At 47.5% G+C, this 18,916-nt stretch carries 20 protein-coding genes; 10 read left to right on the forward strand and 10 right to left on the reverse strand.

The window, feature by feature from the left end; all coding sequences use genetic code 11:
• Positions 1 to 18: 18 nt before the first annotated feature.
• The 7 genes from nuoH to ndhC all read right to left on the reverse strand — a co-directional run bounded on the left by nuoH (position 19) and on the right by ndhC (position 8,361).
• Positions 19 to 975: an NADH-quinone oxidoreductase subunit NuoH gene (gene nuoH, locus HUX64_RS12115; RefSeq protein ID WP_174626492.1), complete on the reverse strand. Its 957-nt coding sequence runs from the start codon at positions 973 to 975 to the stop codon at positions 19 to 21.
• Entirely contained in the window at positions 972 to 3,680 is a 2,709-nt protein-coding gene (nuoG, locus tag HUX64_RS12120; protein ID WP_174626493.1) for an NADH-quinone oxidoreductase subunit NuoG, read from the reverse strand. The genes nuoH and nuoG overlap by 4 nt, the downstream gene beginning before the upstream one ends.
• Positions 3,680 to 4,981, reverse strand: coding sequence for an NADH-quinone oxidoreductase subunit NuoF (gene nuoF / locus HUX64_RS12125; protein ID WP_174626494.1), 1,302 nt, complete (start codon positions 4,979 to 4,981; stop codon positions 3,680 to 3,682). The genes nuoG and nuoF overlap by 1 nt, the downstream gene beginning before the upstream one ends.
• Positions 4,982 to 4,986: 5 nt before the next feature.
• A complete protein-coding gene (nuoE, locus tag HUX64_RS12130; protein WP_174626495.1) occupies positions 4,987 to 5,478 on the reverse strand; it encodes an NADH-quinone oxidoreductase subunit NuoE in 492 nt (163 codons plus the stop codon).
• A 1-nt stretch (position 5,479) separates the two neighbouring features.
• Positions 5,480 to 7,210, reverse strand: coding sequence for an NADH-quinone oxidoreductase subunit C/D (nuoC, locus tag HUX64_RS12135; RefSeq protein ID WP_425484260.1), 1,731 nt, complete (start codon positions 7,208 to 7,210; stop codon positions 5,480 to 5,482).
• Positions 7,211 to 7,300: 90 nt separating this feature from the next.
• Positions 7,301 to 7,939, reverse strand: coding sequence for an NADH-quinone oxidoreductase subunit B (locus HUX64_RS12140; RefSeq protein WP_174626497.1), 639 nt, complete (start codon positions 7,937 to 7,939; stop codon positions 7,301 to 7,303).
• 8 nt (positions 7,940 to 7,947) lie between these two features.
• Positions 7,948 to 8,361 (reverse strand): NADH-quinone oxidoreductase subunit A, encoded by a 414-nt coding sequence (ndhC, locus tag HUX64_RS12145; protein WP_174626498.1) that lies wholly within the window; start codon positions 8,359 to 8,361, stop codon positions 7,948 to 7,950.
• Positions 8,362 to 8,821: 460 nt separating this feature from the next.
• Between ndhC and HUX64_RS12150 the strand changes: the two genes are divergently transcribed.
• From HUX64_RS12150 to rapZ, 8 genes are all read left to right on the forward strand, one after another.
• The gene (locus tag HUX64_RS12150; RefSeq protein WP_174626499.1) at positions 8,822 to 9,799 is read left to right on the forward strand and encodes a KpsF/GutQ family sugar-phosphate isomerase; all 978 of its coding nucleotides are present in this window, start codon (positions 8,822 to 8,824) and stop codon (positions 9,797 to 9,799) included.
• Positions 9,799 to 10,341 carry a 3-deoxy-manno-octulosonate-8-phosphatase KdsC gene (kdsC, locus tag HUX64_RS12155; protein WP_343034396.1) on the forward strand — a complete coding sequence of 181 codons (543 nt, stop codon included), beginning with the start codon at positions 9,799 to 9,801 and terminating at the stop codon, positions 10,339 to 10,341. The genes HUX64_RS12150 and kdsC overlap by 1 nt, the downstream gene beginning before the upstream one ends.
• 50 nt (positions 10,342 to 10,391) lie before the next feature.
• The gene (gene lptC / locus HUX64_RS12160) at positions 10,392 to 10,907 is read left to right on the forward strand and encodes an LPS export ABC transporter periplasmic protein LptC (protein WP_343034397.1); all 516 of its coding nucleotides are present in this window, start codon (positions 10,392 to 10,394) and stop codon (positions 10,905 to 10,907) included.
• The gene (gene lptA / locus HUX64_RS12165; protein ID WP_174626501.1) at positions 10,894 to 11,418 is read left to right on the forward strand and encodes a lipopolysaccharide transport periplasmic protein LptA; all 525 of its coding nucleotides are present in this window, start codon (positions 10,894 to 10,896) and stop codon (positions 11,416 to 11,418) included. Before lptC ends, lptA begins: the two co-directional genes overlap by 14 nt.
• On the forward strand, positions 11,419 to 12,144 hold the full coding sequence (gene lptB / locus HUX64_RS12170) for an LPS export ABC transporter ATP-binding protein (protein ID WP_174626502.1): 726 nt from the start codon (positions 11,419 to 11,421) through the stop codon (positions 12,142 to 12,144).
• Positions 12,145 to 12,172: 28 nt separating this feature from the next.
• Entirely contained in the window at positions 12,173 to 13,618 is a 1,446-nt protein-coding gene (locus tag HUX64_RS12175; protein ID WP_174626503.1) for an RNA polymerase factor sigma-54, read from the forward strand.
• A gap of 49 nt (positions 13,619 to 13,667) precedes the next feature.
• Positions 13,668 to 13,958, forward strand: a complete 291-nt coding sequence (gene hpf, locus HUX64_RS12180) for a ribosome hibernation-promoting factor, HPF/YfiA family (protein ID WP_174626504.1) — start codon at positions 13,668 to 13,670, stop codon at positions 13,956 to 13,958.
• A 74-nt stretch (positions 13,959 to 14,032) separates the two neighbouring features.
• A complete protein-coding gene (rapZ, locus tag HUX64_RS12185) occupies positions 14,033 to 14,890 on the forward strand; it encodes an RNase adapter RapZ (protein WP_174626505.1) in 858 nt (285 codons plus the stop codon).
• A gap of 116 nt (positions 14,891 to 15,006) precedes the next feature.
• On the opposite strand, the gene asd is transcribed toward rapZ, so the two are convergent.
• From asd to queF, 3 genes are read right to left on the reverse strand one after another with little or no spacing between them, the layout of a single operon-like run.
• Entirely contained in the window at positions 15,007 to 15,867 is an 861-nt protein-coding gene (gene asd / locus HUX64_RS12190; RefSeq protein ID WP_174626506.1) for an archaetidylserine decarboxylase, read from the reverse strand.
• On the reverse strand, positions 15,864 to 16,148 hold the full coding sequence (locus tag HUX64_RS12195; RefSeq protein ID WP_174626507.1) for an EscU/YscU/HrcU family type III secretion system export apparatus switch protein: 285 nt from the start codon (positions 16,146 to 16,148) through the stop codon (positions 15,864 to 15,866). Before HUX64_RS12195 ends, asd begins: the two co-directional genes overlap by 4 nt.
• Before the next feature lie 5 nt (positions 16,149 to 16,153).
• On the reverse strand, positions 16,154 to 16,543 hold the full coding sequence (gene queF, locus HUX64_RS12200) for a preQ(1) synthase (RefSeq protein WP_174626508.1): 390 nt from the start codon (positions 16,541 to 16,543) through the stop codon (positions 16,154 to 16,156).
• A 935-nt stretch (positions 16,544 to 17,478) separates the two neighbouring features.
• On the opposite strand from queF, the gene HUX64_RS12205 reads away from it, so the two are divergent.
• Both HUX64_RS12205 and HUX64_RS12210 read left to right on the forward strand, forming a co-directional pair.
• Positions 17,479 to 18,399 (forward strand): winged helix-turn-helix domain-containing protein, encoded by a 921-nt coding sequence (locus HUX64_RS12205; protein ID WP_174626509.1) that lies wholly within the window; start codon positions 17,479 to 17,481, stop codon positions 18,397 to 18,399.
• Positions 18,400 to 18,726: 327 nt separating this feature from the next.
• The gene (locus HUX64_RS12210; RefSeq protein ID WP_174626510.1) at positions 18,727 to 18,891 is read left to right on the forward strand and encodes a hypothetical protein; all 165 of its coding nucleotides are present in this window, start codon (positions 18,727 to 18,729) and stop codon (positions 18,889 to 18,891) included.
• Positions 18,892 to 18,916: the final 25 nt, after the last annotated feature.

Below are 18,916 nucleotides of genomic sequence, written 5' to 3' on the forward strand. Positions count from 1 at the left end.
CCTGTATTTTCCAGTTCATCAACCGGCTAATGACAGCACTACGGCGCCCGTAACCAGCAAGTTCAACAACGCAACCGGCAGCATCACTTTCCAGCCGAACGACATCAGCTGATCGTAGCGGGGCCGCGGCAGCGCGCCCCGCAGTAAAATAAAAAGCAGGATGCCGACTGTCGTTTTCAGGCAAAACCATAGCAGCGGCGGCAGCCAGGGACCCAGCCAGCCGCCGAAAAAGAGTGTCACGATCATTGCCGAGCTGAGGATAATCGCCAGGTATTCGCCGACGAAGAACATGCCGAATTTCATGCCCGAATACTCGGTATGAAATCCGGCTACCAGTTCCTGTTCGGCCTCCGGCAGATCAAGCGGAGCGCGGCGGCTTTCGGCGATTACCGCAATCAGGAAAATAATAAAGCCTGCAAACTGGGGAACAATGAACCAGCCATCCCGCTGAGCTTCGACAATCTCCCTTAAATTAAAAGTACCGGCCAGCATGACCACGCCCATAATGGAAAGCCCCATGAATACTTCATAGCTGACCGTCTGTGCAGCGGCGCGTAAAGCGCCGAGCAGCGAATATTTATTGTTGGAAGCATAACCGGCCAGAACTATGCTGTAAACGGCCAGCGAGGACAGCGCCAGGAAGTATAGCAGCCCGAAATTGAAATCAATAATGCCGACTCCCGGCGCAAACGGAATGACTGCAAAACCCGTGAGCATGGTAATAAACACTATAGTAGGAGCCAGCACAAACACTAATTTGTCGGCAAAGGGGGGAATCCAGTCTTCCTTGAAGAACATCTTGATCATGTCCGCCATCACCTGCAAAAGACCTAAAGGCCCGACCCGATTGGGCCCGAGCCGATCTTGCCAGATAGCCAGCATCCGGCGTTCCACCCAGATCAGCATGGCGGCAACGAAGATCGTCGCGGCAAGTATGCCGATAATATCTCCTGCACCGCCCAGGCCGGCACTCATAAAAAAATCTCCGGCTTATTTTCGGCTTCCGCAGCCACTTTTTTTAAGGTCACCCGCTCCGGATTATTTATTTGCTGATTTTCAGGCAGAATCGCTGGTACACCCAATAAGCCTCGAGGCAGCGTTGTCTCGATTTGCACCGGCAGCGTTGCAATTGCAGTTTCCATTGAGCGGCTGATTTCCAGCCTATCCCCATTTACTACTCCCAATGCCTGAGCATCTAAGGGGTTCAGCAAAATTTTCGGAGCAGGCCGCCGCTCGGCTATTGGCGCTGAATGCAGACTCAATTCTTCACTGCCGAAAATGTGCGGCAATGGCATGATGCGCCATTGGCCTTCTTCCGCTTTAAAAGCGGAAGGAATGTCATTGAACCAGGCCAGATTGCCTGATGCTTCAATTAATCTCATTCCCGGATCGCCGCCGCGCAGATGACCTTCAACGCCTTCCTCAAATTGATTGACGGCCTGATTGGAATTCCAGCCGGGCGCCCGGATTACCGGCAATAAGGCAGGCGGAACCTGAGCCGTTACACCTTCCATGGAAAAGCTGAAAGGCGTTTCCAAATCTTGCGGCGGAGCGGGCTCGCGAACATTAATATTGGCAAACATCGCGGCGCGGCCGCTGTAACGTTCGGGCTGCCGGGGTATCTTGCTGCCCTTGAAGCGGTAAGCCGCCCCCGGCGCCACCTGCGCGATAGCTGCAAGGTCGGGGAATGCTTGGGCGCAAGCCGCAGTAAGGTCGTCATGATGGCGCCATTCAGAATCTTCCATGGCCGACGTCAGCCACTGCCAGCTGCCGCGTACCGGCTCTGAAACAGCGTACACCGGAAAATAACGCTGCGCCCGCCCTTCATTATTAACTAAGGTGCCTTCGGATTCGGCAAAAGTCGCAGTCGGGAGCAGCAGTTCGGACTGCTCGGCTGTTTTATTTCTCAGGCTATCCATGACTACGACATGCGCGGCGCTTTGCAGGAACAAATCCACCGTTTGACTGTGCGCCCGGCGGTAGAGATCATTCTCAAGGACAATGACGCTATCGGCCACGCCCTCGTTTATTCTTTCAAAGGCCTGTCGCAGGCGTCCTCCGCCCATTATCGCCAGCCCAAGGCTGTTGCATTCCGGCACCGTAAAAGTCAGCTGTTTATCTTTTGACGGCAGCGCCTTGGCAATGTTGTAGGCGGATTGAATCACAGCAATGCTTGCACAACTTGTCCCCGACACGATCAGCGGACATTTTGCCTGTTTCAGTTCAGCGGCGATAGCTGTTGCCAGTGAGTTTTCCGCATCGCTCATGAGCTCAGGGGCAGGGGCTTGGTCATCCAGACGATGAGCAATAGCGAAGCCCAGGCGGGCAATATCTTCAGGACTGCCATGAAAAGTATCAGTCGCGATATCATCCAGGCGCGTAGCGCAAACACTGGCAATAAAGATCGGAGTTTTGATCTGTGTTTTCAGTTCGCGCACTGCCGCATCCTGCCACGGTGCTATTTTCAGACTACGCGCCAGATCGAATGTGGCATTACGGGCTGACTGGCGCAGCGAAAGCGCCAGCCGGGGGGCGGTGTGGGTCACATCCTCACCCATAATCAACACGGCATCGGCTTGTTCGATCTCCCGTAGCGAAGGCGTATGGATGCCGCAATTGCGCAAAATATTGAAAATTGTGCTGAGCAGGGTATGTTCGATATCGTTTAGACCGAGGAAGAAATTTTCTTCACCCACCAGCGTGCGCAGCGCAAAGTTGGCTTCTAATGAAGCTCTTGGCGAGCCAATTCCAATTACGCCCTTGGCCGTCTGGCATAAATTGTCGAGGTAGTTTACCGCGGCCTGCGGCGTAATTTCGCTGCGGCCGTCCAGCAAGGGTTCGCGGATGCGCTCGGGGCTGTTGACAAAACCGTAGCCGAAGCGTCCGCGGTCACAAAGAAAATAGCCGTTAACTTCGCCATTGTAGCGGTTGATGATGCGCCTGAGCTGCCCGTAGCGTTCACCCGGAGCCGTGTTGCAGCCAAGTCCGCAATGTATGCAAACTGAAGGCGCGGTCTGCAAATCCCACTTGCGCGCATAGTGGGCGCTGAACGTCCTGTCGGTAAAAACGCCGGTGGGACAGACTTCCACGAGGTTGCCGCTGAATTCGTTTTCCAGCGCGCCCTCTTCAAAGCGGCCGAAATAAACGTTGTTATGCATGCCGAAGACTTGTAAATCGTTGCCTCCTGCGTAGTCGTCATAAAAACGTACACAGCGATAGCAGGCAATGCAGCGATTCATTTCATGATTGATAAACGGGCCGAGATATTGATTGGCGTGCGTACGCTTTTGGCCACGGTAGCGGCGAAAGGTGTGGCCCGACATTTCCGTCATATCCTGCAGATGGCATTCACCGCCCTCTTCGCATACCGGACAGTCGTGGGGATGATTAATCATCAGCAGTTCAATGTTTTCACGGCGAAATTGACTTGCCGGCACGGCCTCGATGGAAATACGCATGGCGTCGGCTACCGGCGTCATACAGGCCATGACCAGCCGGCCTCTTTTATCTTCCGGATTTTGGTACTGGAGGACTGCGCACTGCCGGCATGCGCCTACCGAGCCCATGGCCGGATGCCAGCAAAAGTAAGGAAGATTCAGGCCGAATGACAGGCAAACGGCAAGCAGGCTCTGCCCGTCCTGAGCTTCATAGTGTTTGCCGTCAATCTCGATGGTCGCCATTAGCCCGCCTCCAGTAATGTTTTATTGCCGACAATATAGCGTTCGAAATCCTCCCGGAAATATTTCAGCGCGCTTTGCAGCGGCTCCATGGCGCCCGGCGCCAAGGCGCAGAAAGTGTTGCCGGGGCCCATCATGCGCACTAAGCCTGCCAACGTATCAAGGTCTTCCATGCGGCCGCGGCCCTTGATGATATCTCTCAGCAGAGTTACCGTCCACGGCAAGCCGTCCCGGCAAGGAGTGCACCAGCCGCACGACTCCTGAGCAAAAAACTCTTCCAGATTCAGCACCATTTGCACCGGGCAGGTCTTGTCATCGAGAATAATCATCGTTCCGGTGCCTAGACGGCTGCCGACCTTGGCTACGGCATCGAAATCAGCTGCCACATCCAGGTGTTCAGGCAATAAAAAATCCGTCGATGCGCCGCCCGGCAAAAAGCCGCGCAGCTTATATCCATCCTGCATGCCGCCGGCATGTTCTTCAAGAATATCCCGAATAGGCGTGCCCATGGGCAACTCCCACAGACCCGGTCGTTTAACACGCCCGCTTGCTCCAAATAACTTGGTTCCGGTGGCTGCACTAAGTCCCAGTTCCTTATACCACTGAACTCCGTAATTGATAATATGGGGCACATTGCATAAGGTTTCAACATTATTGATTACCGTCGGCCTGCCCCAAAGCCCGCTTACTACCGGGTGAGGAGGCTTGGCGCGAGGATTCGCGCGTTTTCCCTCTAAGGCGTTGATCAGCGCCGTTTCTTCCCCGCAGATATAGCGCCCGGCGCTGGTATGCAGGTGTATTTCAAGATTAAATTCCGAATTCAAAATATGTTCGCCCAGATAGCCTTTGGCGCGCGCTTCCTGCAAAGCGGTTTCAAGACGCCGCGCCGACAGGTGATACTCGCCGCGCAGAAATATATAAGCGATATGCGACTGCACGGCATAGGCGGTGATGATTATTCCTTCAATTAACTGATGCGGGTCTTTTTCCATCAGTAATCGATCCTTGAATGTTCCCGGCTCCATTTCATCAGCATTGACAATTACATAACGAATTTGATGCGGGTTATCGCTGTCGGCGTCGCCCATAGGCACGAGACTCCACTTGAGGCCGGTACCGAAACCCGCGCCCCCCCGTCCCCGAAGTCCCGAATCCTTCACCCATTGCTGCACTTCTTTAGGCTGCAATTCCGTAACAGCTTTGCGCAGGCCTTGATATCCTCCGGTGTTTTCATAGTCTGCGAGCGTGGCAAAGCCGCGATCAGGCCGGATGTTTCTGGTTAGCGGTTTATCCAGGTTTTCCATGTGATTTACCTTCCGAGAATTTCACTAACAGTATTTTCTATGACGTCAAGGCAGAGCTCTTTGCCTACCATGACAACCGGCGCATGGTCGCAGGCGCCAAGACAAACAATTGGTAAAACCGTGTAGGCGCCGTCATCTGACATTTCGCCCAGCTCGACATGCAGGTGCTCGCATAAGCGCTGTCTTACTTTTTCCGCGCCCAGCATCCAGCAAGTCACGCTGTTGCAATAGTGAATGACTGTCTTGCCCACAGGCTGGCGATAAATCAGGTTGTAGAAGGTCGCCACGCCTTCAAGCTGCGCCGGCGACATGTCCAGCAGCTCGGCGGCGGCAATGAGACATTCGTCGGAGACCCAGCCGCGGTATTTCTGGACAATTTTCAAGGCCTCGATGGAAACTGCCGATTTGTCCTCATAATGGGATATTTCAGCATTGATTTCCTCTACTTCAGCGGCGCTTAATCCGGTAAATTTTTGCTTTTCAATTAACTCTTTCATATCAGCGATCCACATCGGCCATGACAAAATCTATGCTGGCCAGTATTGCAATCATATCTGCCACCATCATTCCGCGGCTCATCAGCGGAATCATTTGCAAGTGAGGAAACGAGGGAGTGCGGATACGAGTGCGGTAAGACAGGGTGCCGCCGTCGCTGGTCAGATAGTAGCCGTTCAGACCTTTGGTTGCTTCAACAGTAATGCAAGCTTCTCCGGGCGGAATTACCGGACCCCAGCTGACATTGAGAAAATGCTGGATCAAGGTTTCTATATCATGCAGGGTGCGGGCCTTGGGAGGCGGCGTAGTCAAGGGATGATAAGCCTTGAAAGGGCCTTCCGGCATATTGTCCAGGCATTGCCTGATGATGCGGACACTTTGCCGCATTTCCTCCACACGTACCAGACAACGGTCGTAGCAGTCGCCGTGCGTCGCGGTAGGGATTTCAAACTCGAAATCTTCATAGCCGGAATAAGGCCGTGCCTTGCGGTAATCCCAGGCGAGCCCCGTAGCTCTCAGATTCGGGCCGGTGGCGCTCCATTCTATGGCTTCCGCCGTGGTATAAGAACCGACGCCCTGCGTGCGCCGTTTGAGAATACCGTTGTTCATAACCATTTTGTCATACTGATCCAGGCGCGCGGGTAAATAATCGACAAATTCCCGCACCCGCTTGTCCCAACCATGAGGCAGATCCAGGGCAACGCCGCCGATCCGAAAATAACTGGAATGCATGCGCGCGCCGCTGATCGATTCGAGTATATCGAATACTTTTTCGCGGTCTATGAACATATAAAAGATCGGCGACATCTGTCCTACATCCTGGGCATAAGTACCGTAAAAAAGCAGGTGGCTGGCCAGGCGGTAAAATTCGGATATCATAACGCGGATTACTTTGGCCCGGTCCGGGACTTCGATGCCGGCCAATCGTTCCACAGCCAGTACATAAGGCAGATTATTGAGGGAGCCCCCGAGGTAATCAACCCGGTCGGTATAGGGTATATAGGTGTGCCAGGACTGGCGCTCGGCCATTTTTTCCGCGCCGCGGTGGTGATAGCCAATATCGGGCAGCGCATCGATTATTTCTTCGCCGTCCAGTTGCAGCGCTATCCGGAAAGCGCCATGCACGCTGGGATGATTGGGCCCCATGTTGAGAAACATGAAATCAGTGTCTTCACTGTGACGCCGCATGCCCCAGTCTTCCGGTACGAAACGCAAGGCGTCCTGTTCGATTTCCTGGCGCTCATCGGGCAGACTGAAAGCCTCCATTTCAGTGGCGCGGGCATAATGATCCTTGCGCAGCGGATGGCCCTGCCAGGTAGGCGGCATGAGAATGCGCCTGAGATGCGGGTGGCCTTCAAAAACAATGCCGAACATATCCCATGCTTCCCGCTCGTACCAATTGGCCGAAGGCCAGATATCGCAGATAGTCGGCAGAGAAAGGCTCGCTTCAGACAAGGCAACCTTGATACGGATATCCTCGTTCCGTTCAAATGATAATAAATGATAGATGACGGAAAAATCGCTGTCAGGAAGCCCCTGGCGGTGAATGCGCTGGCGTTCGTCGATAGCAGCCAGATCAAACAGCAGGGTGTAAGGTGAGGCGGCTTCGCGCTTTAAATAATTGAGCACGGTGCGCAAATCTTGTCTTGAAACCCAAATAGTCGTTATGCCATCGCACGTAGGCTGAATGGTAAAATCCCTTATCCCTTTTTGTTCGGCCAGATCCCGTACGATCTGCGGTGTGCCGGAAGGAATCTCAATTAGTTCTGCGCTGGTTGCCAATGCATACTCCTTAATTCACTTGCTACTATGCCTCAGATGGATTTATAACTCGTCAGGTTCTCTCAGTTGCCGCGTACGCATCCTTTCTTCGGTCAATAAATCCCTGTAACTGGGCTTGGGCGCCTTAAGCACCGTCTGGTCGCCGACGACCCAACTTAAAGGTCGTTTTTCTTTTCCTATCGCCTCCTGCAGCAGCATCAATCCTTGCAGCAAAGCCTCTGGACGTGGGGGGCAGCCCGGCACATAAACATCGACCGGCAAAAACTTGTCTACGCCCTGTACCACGCTGTAAATATCATACATGCCGCCGGAGTTGGCGCAGGAACCCATGGATATGACCCAGCGCGGCTCCAGCAGCTGATCGTAAAGTCGTTTGACCACCGGCGCCATTTTCCGAAAAACCGTGCCGGATATAATAATCAAATCGGCCTGGCGAGGCGATGCCCTGATTACCTCGGAGCCAAAACGGGCAATGTCATGGCGGCTTGTAAATGCTGTCGCCATCTCAACATAGCAGCAGGACAGGCCAAAGTTAAAAGGCCAAACGGAATTGGCACGTCCCCAGGCAATCATATCTTCAAGCCTGGCAAACAGAAAACTATGCCGGAGTGCTTCTTCATAAGATTGCTGCCCTGGTTTTGGAGAAGAATCATTTTCTGCTTTAGTCAGATTCCAGTGCATAAATTCCTCTATAGTCTGAATCGTGATTGGTCGATACGCTGCCGGCGCGTGCTCCATTCAAGAGCGCCTATGGCCCACAGATAAATCAAGGCGGCAAATAATACAATAATAAAAATCGAGGCCTCGATAAAGCCTGCCCAGCCGGACTCATTTAAAGCTATTGACCATGCAAACAGGAATACAGTTTCCATATCGAAAATAACAAAAAAAATGGCGAGCAGATAAAAGTGCACGGAAAAGCGAATATGAACATCGCCGGTCGGTACAATGCCAGATTCAAAAGGCTCGTCAGCGGCTTTGGCGCGGTGTCTTTGCCCCAGCAGGTAAGCTCCGCCCAGCATGACGCAGGTAATGGCAAGCACTGCTGCAAAGTAGATGATCAATGGCGGCAGATTGCCGGCAAGAATAGCTTCGGTGTTCATTGGCAAACCTCCGCATTTATCAAACAGAGTAAAGTTGAAGAATGATTCAAAAATTCTGAAAGAAAGCTGGATAGTGCCATAAATTAAACGGCTTTTCCATATCTTTGAATTTTGCCAGGGCAAATTAACAAACTTCACATTTTCAGCTTAAATGTGATTTAAAATCTCTAAATACGGAATTTAACTCATGTAATGCCTATATCAATTTGATTTATATGAGAAAAATTAAAGCATCCATAACTTTCAATTATATTCTAAAACTTTAAATTATATAAGCCTGCCTGGTGCAAAAAGTATAATTATCAGTATCTGCCAGGGATGGCGGACATGAGCCAAACAAATATGACATAATAATGGGCTTTTAACTCAGTTTTCTTATATTTATTACTTTATGGTCATTCAGGGCCGCATCATATGATTGATTATCAGTTTCACCCTGGCGTTAAAAAATGACATAAAAATGAAGCTACATGACCTAAAGCTGCGTGAATTGGGCCTCGAAGTAGTTCAGGTGGAAATGCTGGCAATCGCCGCATTAAAGGCTCAAATCAATGACAATTTTGTAGCCGCCTGCAAGTTGATGTTCAGATGTGCCGGCCGTGTTGTAGTGACCGGTATGGGAAAATCAGGCCATATTGCGGGCAAAATTGCTGCCACTTTGGCGAGTACCGGAACTCCTGCTTTTTTTGTTCATCCCGGCGAAGCCAGTCATGGCGATCTGGGCATGATTACGCGGCAGGATGTGGTTCTGGCTTTGTCAAATTCGGGAGAAACCGAGGAAATAATAAAAATTCTGCCGATTATCAAACGCCTGGGCGTGCCTTTAATCGCACTGACCGGCAATCCCGCATCAACCTTGGCCGTTTTTGCTACTATGCATATTAATGTAAAGGTTGAGCATGAGGCGTGCCCGCTGGGGCTTGCACCGACTTCCAGCACAACCGCGGCGCTGGTGATGGGGGATGCATTGGCGGTGGCCTTGCTTGAAGCGCGAGGATTTACCCGTGATGATTTTGCTTTGTCCCATCCCGGCGGCAGATTGGGCAAGCGATTGTTGCTGATAGTCAGCGATATCATGCATGTCGGCCATGATATTCCCTCCGTACCGGAATCGGCGCTCATAAGCGATGCCCTGATGGAAATGACCGAGAAAAAACTGGGCATGACGGCTATAGTTAATGCCAATAATCAGATAAGCGGAATTTTTACCGATGGCGATTTACGGCGAATGCTGAGAAAAAATCTGGATATCCACAGTACTATTATCACTGAAGTAATGACTTCACCGTGTACCGTCATTTCATCCGAAATTCTGGCTGCTGAAGCCATGCAGATTATGGAGCAGAAAAAAATTAATGCTTTGGTTGTAGTCAACAGGCTAGGCCAGCCGATAGGAGCGTTGAATATGCATGATTTGATTCGGGCAGGAATTGTCTGATGAAGCCGGCAGGGAAAATGAAGCTTATTCTGGAAAAGGCCAAAAGACTTAAATTGCTGATTCTGGATGTGGACGGCGTTTTAACGGATGGTAAACTTTTTTTTGATAATGAAGGCATTGAATATAAATCATTTCATTCCCGGGATGGCCACGGTATCAAGTTGTTGCGCCAGACCGGCGTTGAAGTGGCGGTTATTTCGGGGCGTAAATCAAATTCGGTTGCGCTGCGTATGAAGAATCTCGGTATTGAACTTGTCTATCAGGGGCATGAAGATAAAATTGCCGCGTTTAGTGAAATTATTGAAAAAACGGGCATAGCGCCGGAATATGCAGCTCATGTAGGCGATGACTTGATGGATTTGCCGATAATGATACGAGCCGGTTTGGCTATAGCGGTAAGCGATGCAAACTTTGCCGTCAAGCAACGAGCCGACTGGTGTACTGTACTGCCTGGCGGCCACGGCGCCGTAAGGGAAGTCTGTGATTTTATCATGCAGGCGCAGGGAAACTTTGACGAAATCATAAATGCCTATCTGAAATGATACGTCTGAATGGAAACTATAGTTACCTGTATTTAGGGATTTTCGCCTTGATGAGCTGGTGGCTGGTCAAATTGACGGGTCTGGATGAAACCGGGCGAGGCCTGGTTCCAGCGCATAGCCCGGATTATTTCAGCGAGGGTTATGCAAAATGGGAAATGAATGAGCTCGGCAAATTAAAGACCAAGTTGCTTGCTGATAAACTGATTCATTACAGTGATGACAGGACGACGCATCTGACTAATCCTTTAATGTTTTTTCATAATGAAAAAACCCCGCCCTGGGTAATTAAATCTGAAACCGGCATTTTGTCTGCCGACGGTAAAAACCTATTGCTAAATGGCAAGGTCACTGTTGACAGAGCTAAAGCCGAAGGAGTCAGGCCCCTTAAAATCAATACCTCTAATCTGAAAGTAAAACCGGAAACCAGTTATGCGGAAACCGATGAGTGGGCCGAACTGATTAGCCCGCCCAATTGGACAACAGGAACCGGAATGAAAGTGGTTTTTGCCGAGCCGATTCATCTGGAATTGCTTGCTAAAGTGAAGGGGAGATATGAGACAAAATAAAAAAACGGCTATCGCCTGCCGGCTATTACTATTGCTATGCGGACTGTATGGGGTAAGGTCATTTGCGCTGGAGAGCGATTCCGATCAGCCGATTATTATCGATTCCAACACAGCCACCTATGATGATAAAGCGGCTATCAGTACTTATACTGGCAATGTGATCTCGGTGCAGGGCAGTATTCGCGTAAATTCGGACAAGCTGGTGGTTTATTTTAAAGACGGGGAAGCGGAAAAGCTGGTTTTTACCGGTAATCGGGCAAAGTTCAAGCAGACGCCTAGCGAAGGAGCAGAGGATATAACCGGCGAAGCGTTGACCGGTGAATATTATCCTAAAAAAAATCTGTTAATATTGATCGATGAGGCTACTGTATGGCAGGGCAATGGGACGTATTCCAGTAAACTGATCGAGTACGACATTAAAACTTCTTTAGTCAAGGCGGGAGAAAAATTATCTGACTCCAAGCGGGTCCATGTCATTCTCAAACCGAAATCGAAAGAACCTTCCCAATAAATGGCTAAACTAGCAGCAAAACAGTTAATAAAAAACTACAATAAACGTAATGTAGTTAACGGGGTCTCCCTGGATGTTAATACCGGTGAGGTGGTCGGATTATTAGGGCCTAATGGCGCCGGAAAAACAACGAGTTTTTATATGATGGTCGGTCTGATTAAGGTCGATGAAGGGGAAATTGTCCTGGATTCGTATACCTTGACGGATTATCCCATGCATTTGAGGGCGCAAATGGGTATCGGTTATTTGCCGCAGGAACCTTCGGTTTTTCGCAAACTCAGCGTGGCGGATAATTTACGCGCAGTTTTGCAAATTCGTTCTGACTTGACGCCAGGGCAGATGGAACTGGTGATTGACGAATTGCTGGAGGAATTTCATATTTTTCATTTGCGTGATCAGATTGCATTAAGCCTGTCCGGTGGCGAACGCAGGCGTGTTGAAATCGCCAGAGCATTAGCTACAGATCCTCAATTTATTTTACTTGATGAGCCTTTCGCCGGCGTTGACCCGATATCGGTGGACGATATTAAAAAGATTATCGCCCATTTAAAAGATCGCGGCATCGGGGTGCTGATTACCGAACATAATGTCAGGGATACCTTAGGCATTTGTGATCGTGCCTATATCCTTAACGATGGCAGGGTAATCGCCGAAGGGGGCGCGCAGGCGATTGTCGCCAATCAGGAAGTTCGTAAAGTTTATCTAGGTAATAACTTTAGTCTTTAATCCATAGTTCATACAAATTTACTACGGCATGAAACAGTCCTTACATCTTCGCCTGGGCCAACAAGTAGCTATGACGCCGCAATTGCAACAGGCGATCAAGTTGTTGCAGATGTCAACATTAGATTTGCAGCAGGAAATTCAACAGGCGCTTGAGTCCAATATGATGCTGGAAATTAATGAAGAAGAAAGCGCTATTCAGTCAATAGACGCCATGCCCGAGAAAAAAACTGAACATTCCGATTCAATAACCAGTGAAGGCTCGCAAACGGACATTCCGGATGAGCTGCCTGTCGACTCTTCATGGGATGATGTTTACGAGAACAGTGTGGAAACAGGCGCCCATAGCGGTGAAACTGTTGAATTTGAGACCCAGCGCAGCAAATCCTCAACATTGCTGGATCATTTATTATGGCAACTGGAACTGACCAACTTTTCAGAGCGGGATCATGCCATTGCCATGGCTATTATTGATTCGATCAATGAAGACGGCTATCTTATAAGTGCTCCCGAGGAAATTTTTCAGGGTCTGCAGAGTCAGTTGGATGACCTTTATTTTGATGAAGTTAATGCCGTGCTCCATAGAGTGCAAAATTTTGATCCTGTAGGCGTAGCCGCTATTGATCTGGGCGACTGTTTGCGAATACAGTTACAGCAGTTGCCCGAATTTACCCCTTATAGAACAGAGGCGCTAATTGCGGTTTCCCGGTATCTGGAACTTTTGGCTAATCATGATCAGGCCAAACTTATGCGCCGCTTGGGAATTTCAGAACGGCAACTGGGCGAGGTAGTCGCTTTAATCAGAACCATGGATCCCAGGCCGGGCGCGCAGATACAGGATGCGGGCTCTGAATATGTTATCCCTGACGTGTATGTGACCAAACAAAATGATAAATGGCAAGTTAACCTGAATCCGGATATTGCGCCAAAATTGCGGATTAATCCTATTTACTCAGCAATGATTAAAAGAGCCGATAATAGCAAGGATAATACTTGCATGAAAGATCATCTGCAGGAAGCCAGATGGTTTATTAAAAGTCTCCATAGCCGCAATGAAACGTTACTGCGAGTTGCTCGAAGCATTGTCGAAAAGCAGACCGGCTTTCTTGAGCATGGCTCCATTGCCATGAAACCCATGGTATTGAGAGATATCGCTGAAGAACTGGAGTTGCACGAGTCAACAATATCGAGGGTAACCACGCAAAAATTCATGCACACGCCCAACGGCATCATTGAATTCAAATATTTCTTTTCCAGTCATGTTTCAACCGAAGGAGGAGGCGAGTGTTCATCGACGGCCATCCGGGCATTTATTAAAGAATTAGTCGCCAATGAAAACCCGGCCAGGCCGTTAAGTGATAATAAAATATCCGATATATTACAAGAAAAAGGCATCAATGTCGCCAGAAGGACAATTGCCAAATATCGCGAAGCGATGTTTATTTCATCATCCAGTCAGAGAAAGCGGATTTTATAGCTGCCACTGATACCTAAACCAATTATTGTAAAAAAGAGGAGTATATTCCATGCAAGTTAGTGTAACAGGTCATCATCTTGAAATAACCGATGCTTTAAAATCACATGTTGACGCAAAATTCGAAAAATTAGCACGTCATTTTGATAATGTTACCGATGTACACGTTATTTTAAGTGTAGAGAAATTAATTCAAAAAGCTGAAGCTACGCTGCAACTCAGCGGTGCGAAATTATTTGCTGAAGACCGCAAGGAAGACATGTATGCTGCTATAGACGTTATGGTGGACAAATTGGACCGTCAAATCATTAAACATAAAGAAAAAACCGGAAATCATAGATGACGTGGTAAGGCTAAAAGTGGAAAGCTCCCGCATATAAATGTGTTATCTTTTCACCTTTAGCCAAGGCTCATTATATGAAATTATTAATCCTCAGCGGACTTTCCGGCTCAGGTAAAAGTATTGCTCTGGATACCCTGGAGGATTGCGGCTATTATTGCATCGATAATCTGCCGGTAACATTGCTGGAAGATTTTATCAGCCATGTCATGCTGGCAGATAAACAAACCTATGCAAAAACGGCCATAGGTATTGATGCCAGGAATCAGAGCGAAAGTCTGATTAATTTTTCCGAAAGCCTCAGTTTAATCCGCACTAAAGGAATTGATTGTGAAATTATCTTTATGCAGGCTGAAGAAGCTACTTTAATAAAGCGTTATAGTGAAACGCGCCGAAAACATCCGTTAACGGATTTTAATATCCCGTTAAAAGAAGCGTTGAAAATTGAAAAGGAAATGCTCACGCCGATTGCACGGCATGCCGCTTTAGTTATTGATACCAGCCGTACCCATTATCATCAATTGCGTGAACTGATCAAAGAGCGGATCGGTGAGCGGGAAGTCAATCATATTTCCCTGCAATTTCAATCATTTGGGTTCAAGCATGGGGTTCCGCTCGATGCCGATTTTGTTTTTGACGCCCGCAGTTTGCCAAATCCCCACTGGATTCCTGAATTACGGGGATTAACTGGAAAAGATCAGCCGGTAGTGGATTTTCTTAAAGAAGAAGAATGGGTGGTCGAGTTATTTGAAGATATTACATATTTTCTCAAAAAATGGATTCCTCGCTTTGAGGCTGAAGGACGCAGTTACCTGACTGTCGCCATAGGTTGTACAGGAGGACAGCATCGCTCTGTTTATCTTGCCGATTTGCTATCCAGGCAGTTCAAGGGCCCGTTTTTAAATGTTATTGTCCGTCATCGTGAATTGCATTAGTTGGTTGTCAGCTTATTCCACTAATTCTAGATTTGGAGCAGAAGTTTTTGAAATAGTTGAGCTTACATGGCAGTGCGAAATCAAAAACAGACGGTACTGGTTTTATATAATGACCCTCATCCAACAATTCTGCCGATTTTCTGCCCCACTCTAACCACTTTGTCGGCCTGGAAGTCAGCATCCCACTGCACTTTGTCCTTGCAAAATAAAATAATGACCGTCGAGCCCATGTTAAAGCGGCCCATTTCCTGGCCTATTTCCAATTTCGGAGCATTCTCCTGATAGCGCCAGCTTTGCATTGAGGCAAGCGTCGGCGGAGTGACGACGCCGTGCCAGACTGTTTCAATACTGGATACAAAAATTGCCCCAACCAGCACCAACGCCATAGGGCCTGCATCGGTATCAAACACAGTGACGACGCGCTCATTTCGGGCAAACAAACCAGGAACGGAACGGGTGGTTGCGCTATTCACGCTGAACAGTCGGCCGGGAATATGAATCATTTCGGTCAGCGTGCCGGTTAATGGCATGTGCAGACGATGATAATCTTTCGGAGCCAGGTAAATGGTAGCAAATAAACCATTATTAAAAGGCCGGGCGCGTTCCTCGCTGCCTCCTAATAACTCGGTAGCGGCAAAGCTTTTGCCTTTAGCCTGAAAAATTTTACCGTCAGTAATGTTTCCGGCCTGGCTGACCACGCCATCAGCAGGGCTGGCGACAACGCCGAGCTCATTACTTATGGGCCTGAGTCCGGGTTTGAGTTCACGCGTAAAAAAGTGATTAAAGCTTTTAAAAACGCTGATATCCTGTGTCAGCGCCTCATCCATGTTAACGCCGTAATACCTGATGATCTGATTGATGAACAGACTCTTCAATAACCGGTTTTCCGAATGGGTAAGATTACTCATCATCCCGGATAAAACATGATGGGGTAAAAAATATTGGGGCAGGGTGGTCAGCGCTTCTTTAAGGTTCATGAATGAGGAGGGTCGGGGGTTTTGCCGCTTAAAAAATAAGCAAAAGCAATCACTTCTGCAACGGCAACATAAAGTTCAGTGGGTATTTCATCGCCTAATGGAATCTGCGCCAGAATTTTGGCCAGTTCGGCATCAGTTTGTAAAGGTATTCCGTGTAATTCTGCGATTTCCAGGATTTGCTCCGCGGTAAGTCCTTTGCCTTTAGCGGTGACTTTAGGCGCATTGCTGCCCTCATATTTCAAGGCGACCGCTATATCGCTGGTGTAGTAGGTCTTGGGCATTTTAGTTAAGGAAGTTTGACTAATTCCGGCGCTGACCAGTTTTGATCTCTATGTTCTGCAATAACAGTCGTGTAAATGCCGCCGCGAACATTAAATTCGGCGCGGATACGCATGAAACGGGGCGCTATGGCTTTAACGATGGCATTCAGAATTTCATTGGTAACCGCCTCATGAAATGCTCCTTGATCTCGAAATGCCCACATATACAGCTTTAGCGATTTTAACTCCAAGCAAAGCGTCGCGGGTACATATTCAATAGTTATATGAGCAAAGTCCGGCTGGCCTGTTTTCGGGCAAAGGCAGGTAAATTCAGGAATATCAATGCGTATTGTATAATCACGATGGGGTTGTGGGTTATCAAAAGTTTCCAGGCTTTTACTTGGCTGTGTAATCATTAATTGAAAGTAATTCGTTAAAAGTTTATATATTTTAGCAAATTAAAGCGCTGAAAAAATTACCCTATGCGGATTATTTGCACTAAAACTGTATCGGGTGGGTAATCTCCAGGCCAGGCATTTCACTATAGCCAGGCCAGAGTTCCCCTTTAGCCCACTTTGTTGGCTGGATACTATTAACTTTTTTACATATAAAAATTACAAAAAAACAATACGGACTTGTAATTGTGCATAAATTGCTAAAGTCTGGTTATGAGAGGCCGTCCAGAATTTTTACAGCTTCTAATTAAAATTATTACATTATAAACATAAAGTAATTAATTATCAAAATGTTATAAAATTTAGCATGATTTTTGCTTAAATTTTTAATAGGTATTTTAATTTTTATGGCTAAAAGTGAGGCAAAATATTTATCCGTAATTATTACCGCCTTATACTAAACTTATTCAATATTACCCAGACAAAAACATAGCTGCGTTCGGGCTTTAATATCAAAATTGACAGATAGACAGCATATCAATCGGTTATATTACCTGCTTAGATAGCGGATAAAACCTCTTATCCGAGGCTAGTAGCATTAGCAAGGATACTAGAGGCTTTCAATAAAGCGCAGCTCCGGGTTTTGATAAAGAAGCTGCATTATGCATAAAATTAATATACCTGATTGACCTAACTTCATGGAATAGATGCCTATAAATAACATCAGGACAGAAACTCGCTTGTATTAGAAAAACCACTGAGTAGGAGCCGCCTCGGCAATAAGTCAATGAATGTAAATTTTTTTAAAGAACCTTCAGTTCGCGATATAGCAAAAAACATATAACCGGCTATGAGGCAAAAAATTATGACTAATTCCTGTCAAGACCTCTTATGGTCTATTTAAAAACTTGTTTTATTATATACATACCGGATAACCGGGAGGGAGAGGAAGTATTATGACTAAAGATGAGTTTCGCATTGCAATAATTAGTGACAACCCCTTTCATTTGGGCTTGTTAAAAGGATATTGCTATGTTCATAACTATACTGTAACTGCTGTCGATGCCGAAACCATCGGCAAATTGATGGAAATTCGGCCGGATCTAATTGTTTTGGCCCTGGATTTAAACCAGGATTCGACAAAGAAAATTGATTTGAATTTAGTGCAGGAAATGAGCATTCTTTATAAAATCCCGGTATGCTGCTTACGGAACGTTTATGGCATTAGCGAGCGGGAACACGACATTGCTTCGTGGATTGATGAATTTTTGGATCCGCCTCTGGCTATTAATCAACTTGATGATTATATAGGAGGAAAATTTAGTCATCTTTATCGCTTTAAAGACCAAAGAAATCAGGAAAGGCGAGTTGTAAGAGATCGCAGAAATAGTGCTGTTCATCGGCCTGATGCGAACATCTACGCCAAGCCACTACAGGATGACACTTTAACAAAAAATATTAAGGAATATCCTTTTACGGTAGGCCCGTTCCAGATTGACCAGCGCTCCAAGTGCGTTTTCTTATACGGGAAAACACTTGATTTGACGCGTAAGGAATTTGAGCTTTTTGAGCTGCTGGCCAAAGATGTAGAGCGAGTGTTAATGGTCGATGAAATAATCCAGCATCTTTGGCCGATAAATAATCGGGCAACCAAATCCGACCTTTATCAATACATGCATTTACTCAGAAAAAAAATTGAAAAAGACCCGAATAATCCGCAATGGATTTTGACCATTAAAGGCTTTGGCTACAAGCTTAATGTATCTGTGGCCGATAGCATAATAACTAATCGTGCTTCAGCTCGTTGCAAAGTAGAGGAGGGACCCTTTGATTTACTTAACGGTAATTATGTATTAGCCCCATCTATAACTGGTTAGGATTAAGAATCAAGATAGCCTGATTCTTATCGTACCGTTGCAGGATAGCCTCAAAGGGCGCATTAAATGCAATGGCCCTTATTTTAAAGTGTCAACACTATTTCGGGCCCAGCGCATCAAGCTATTTTCTTACGCCATAGACAAACAGGTTGCCGCCAATAGCCAGAAGCAAAAGCGTTCTTTACCTTTTTATTTCGGCACATAAGAGCTTAACTAAGGAGTTTTTTGCATTCAAAAGTGTAGCAGAGCACAACTGTATAACAACGTTGTTACGAAGGGGGAAAGGATTATCGGCTTTAGGGTTAAATGCCCGTACACTGGGCGATAATGTCAACTTTGACTGCCGAGCTTGCTGCACAAATTGAGCAGATGGCAGCTTTGCATGAGCAGAATGTAGCGGCACAGTATGCGGGAGTTTTTAAGTTCAGTGCGCTGGATATCAACTATAAAAATGCCGAGAAGGAATTACTGGGCAATAATAGTTTCCAGTAAATCGCTTACCTTAGTGGCGGCTAGT

This window comes from Candidatus Methylobacter favarea, from assembly GCF_902806695.1.
In the GTDB taxonomy this organism is placed as follows: Bacteria; Pseudomonadota; Gammaproteobacteria; order Methylococcales; family Methylomonadaceae; genus Methylobacter_B; species Methylobacter_B favarea.

Bases quoted from the DNA above. Each gene is read 5' to 3' on its own strand.
- HUX64_RS12205 (WP_174626509.1), top strand. From the start codon at position 17,479: ATGACTAAAGATGAGTTTCGCATTGCAATAATTAGTGACAACCCCTTT.
- nuoE (WP_174626495.1), bottom strand. From the start codon at position 5,478: ATGAAAGAGTTAATTGAAAAGCAAAAATTTACCGGATTAAGCGCCGCT.
- HUX64_RS12175 (WP_174626503.1), top strand. From the start codon at position 12,173: ATGAAACAGTCCTTACATCTTCGCCTGGGCCAACAAGTAGCTATGACG.
- queF (WP_174626508.1), bottom strand. From the start codon at position 16,543: ATGATTACACAGCCAAGTAAAAGCCTGGAAACTTTTGATAACCCACAA.
- hpf (WP_174626504.1), top strand. From the start codon at position 13,668: ATGCAAGTTAGTGTAACAGGTCATCATCTTGAAATAACCGATGCTTTA.
- lptC (WP_343034397.1), top strand. From the start codon at position 10,392: ATGAGCTGGTGGCTGGTCAAATTGACGGGTCTGGATGAAACCGGGCGA.
- kdsC (WP_343034396.1), top strand. From the start codon at position 9,799: ATGAAGCCGGCAGGGAAAATGAAGCTTATTCTGGAAAAGGCCAAAAGA.
- rapZ (WP_174626505.1), top strand. From the start codon at position 14,033: ATGAAATTATTAATCCTCAGCGGACTTTCCGGCTCAGGTAAAAGTATT.
- HUX64_RS12150 (WP_174626499.1), top strand. From the start codon at position 8,822: ATGAAGCTACATGACCTAAAGCTGCGTGAATTGGGCCTCGAAGTAGTT.
- lptA (WP_174626501.1), top strand. From the start codon at position 10,894: ATGAGACAAAATAAAAAAACGGCTATCGCCTGCCGGCTATTACTATTG.
- HUX64_RS12195 (WP_174626507.1), bottom strand. From the start codon at position 16,148: ATGCCCAAGACCTACTACACCAGCGATATAGCGGTCGCCTTGAAATAT.
- lptB (WP_174626502.1), top strand. From the start codon at position 11,419: ATGGCTAAACTAGCAGCAAAACAGTTAATAAAAAACTACAATAAACGT.
- HUX64_RS12140 (WP_174626497.1), bottom strand. From the start codon at position 7,939: ATGCACTGGAATCTGACTAAAGCAGAAAATGATTCTTCTCCAAAACCA.
- asd (WP_174626506.1), bottom strand. From the start codon at position 15,867: ATGAACCTTAAAGAAGCGCTGACCACCCTGCCCCAATATTTTTTACCC.
- nuoF (WP_174626494.1), bottom strand. From the start codon at position 4,981: ATGGAAAACCTGGATAAACCGCTAACCAGAAACATCCGGCCTGATCGC.
- ndhC (WP_174626498.1), bottom strand. From the start codon at position 8,361: ATGAACACCGAAGCTATTCTTGCCGGCAATCTGCCGCCATTGATCATC.
- nuoG (WP_174626493.1), bottom strand. From the start codon at position 3,680: ATGGCGACCATCGAGATTGACGGCAAACACTATGAAGCTCAGGACGGG.
- nuoH (WP_174626492.1), bottom strand. From the start codon at position 975: ATGAGTGCCGGCCTGGGCGGTGCAGGAGATATTATCGGCATACTTGCC.
- HUX64_RS12210 (WP_174626510.1), top strand. From the start codon at position 18,727: ATGTCAACTTTGACTGCCGAGCTTGCTGCACAAATTGAGCAGATGGCA.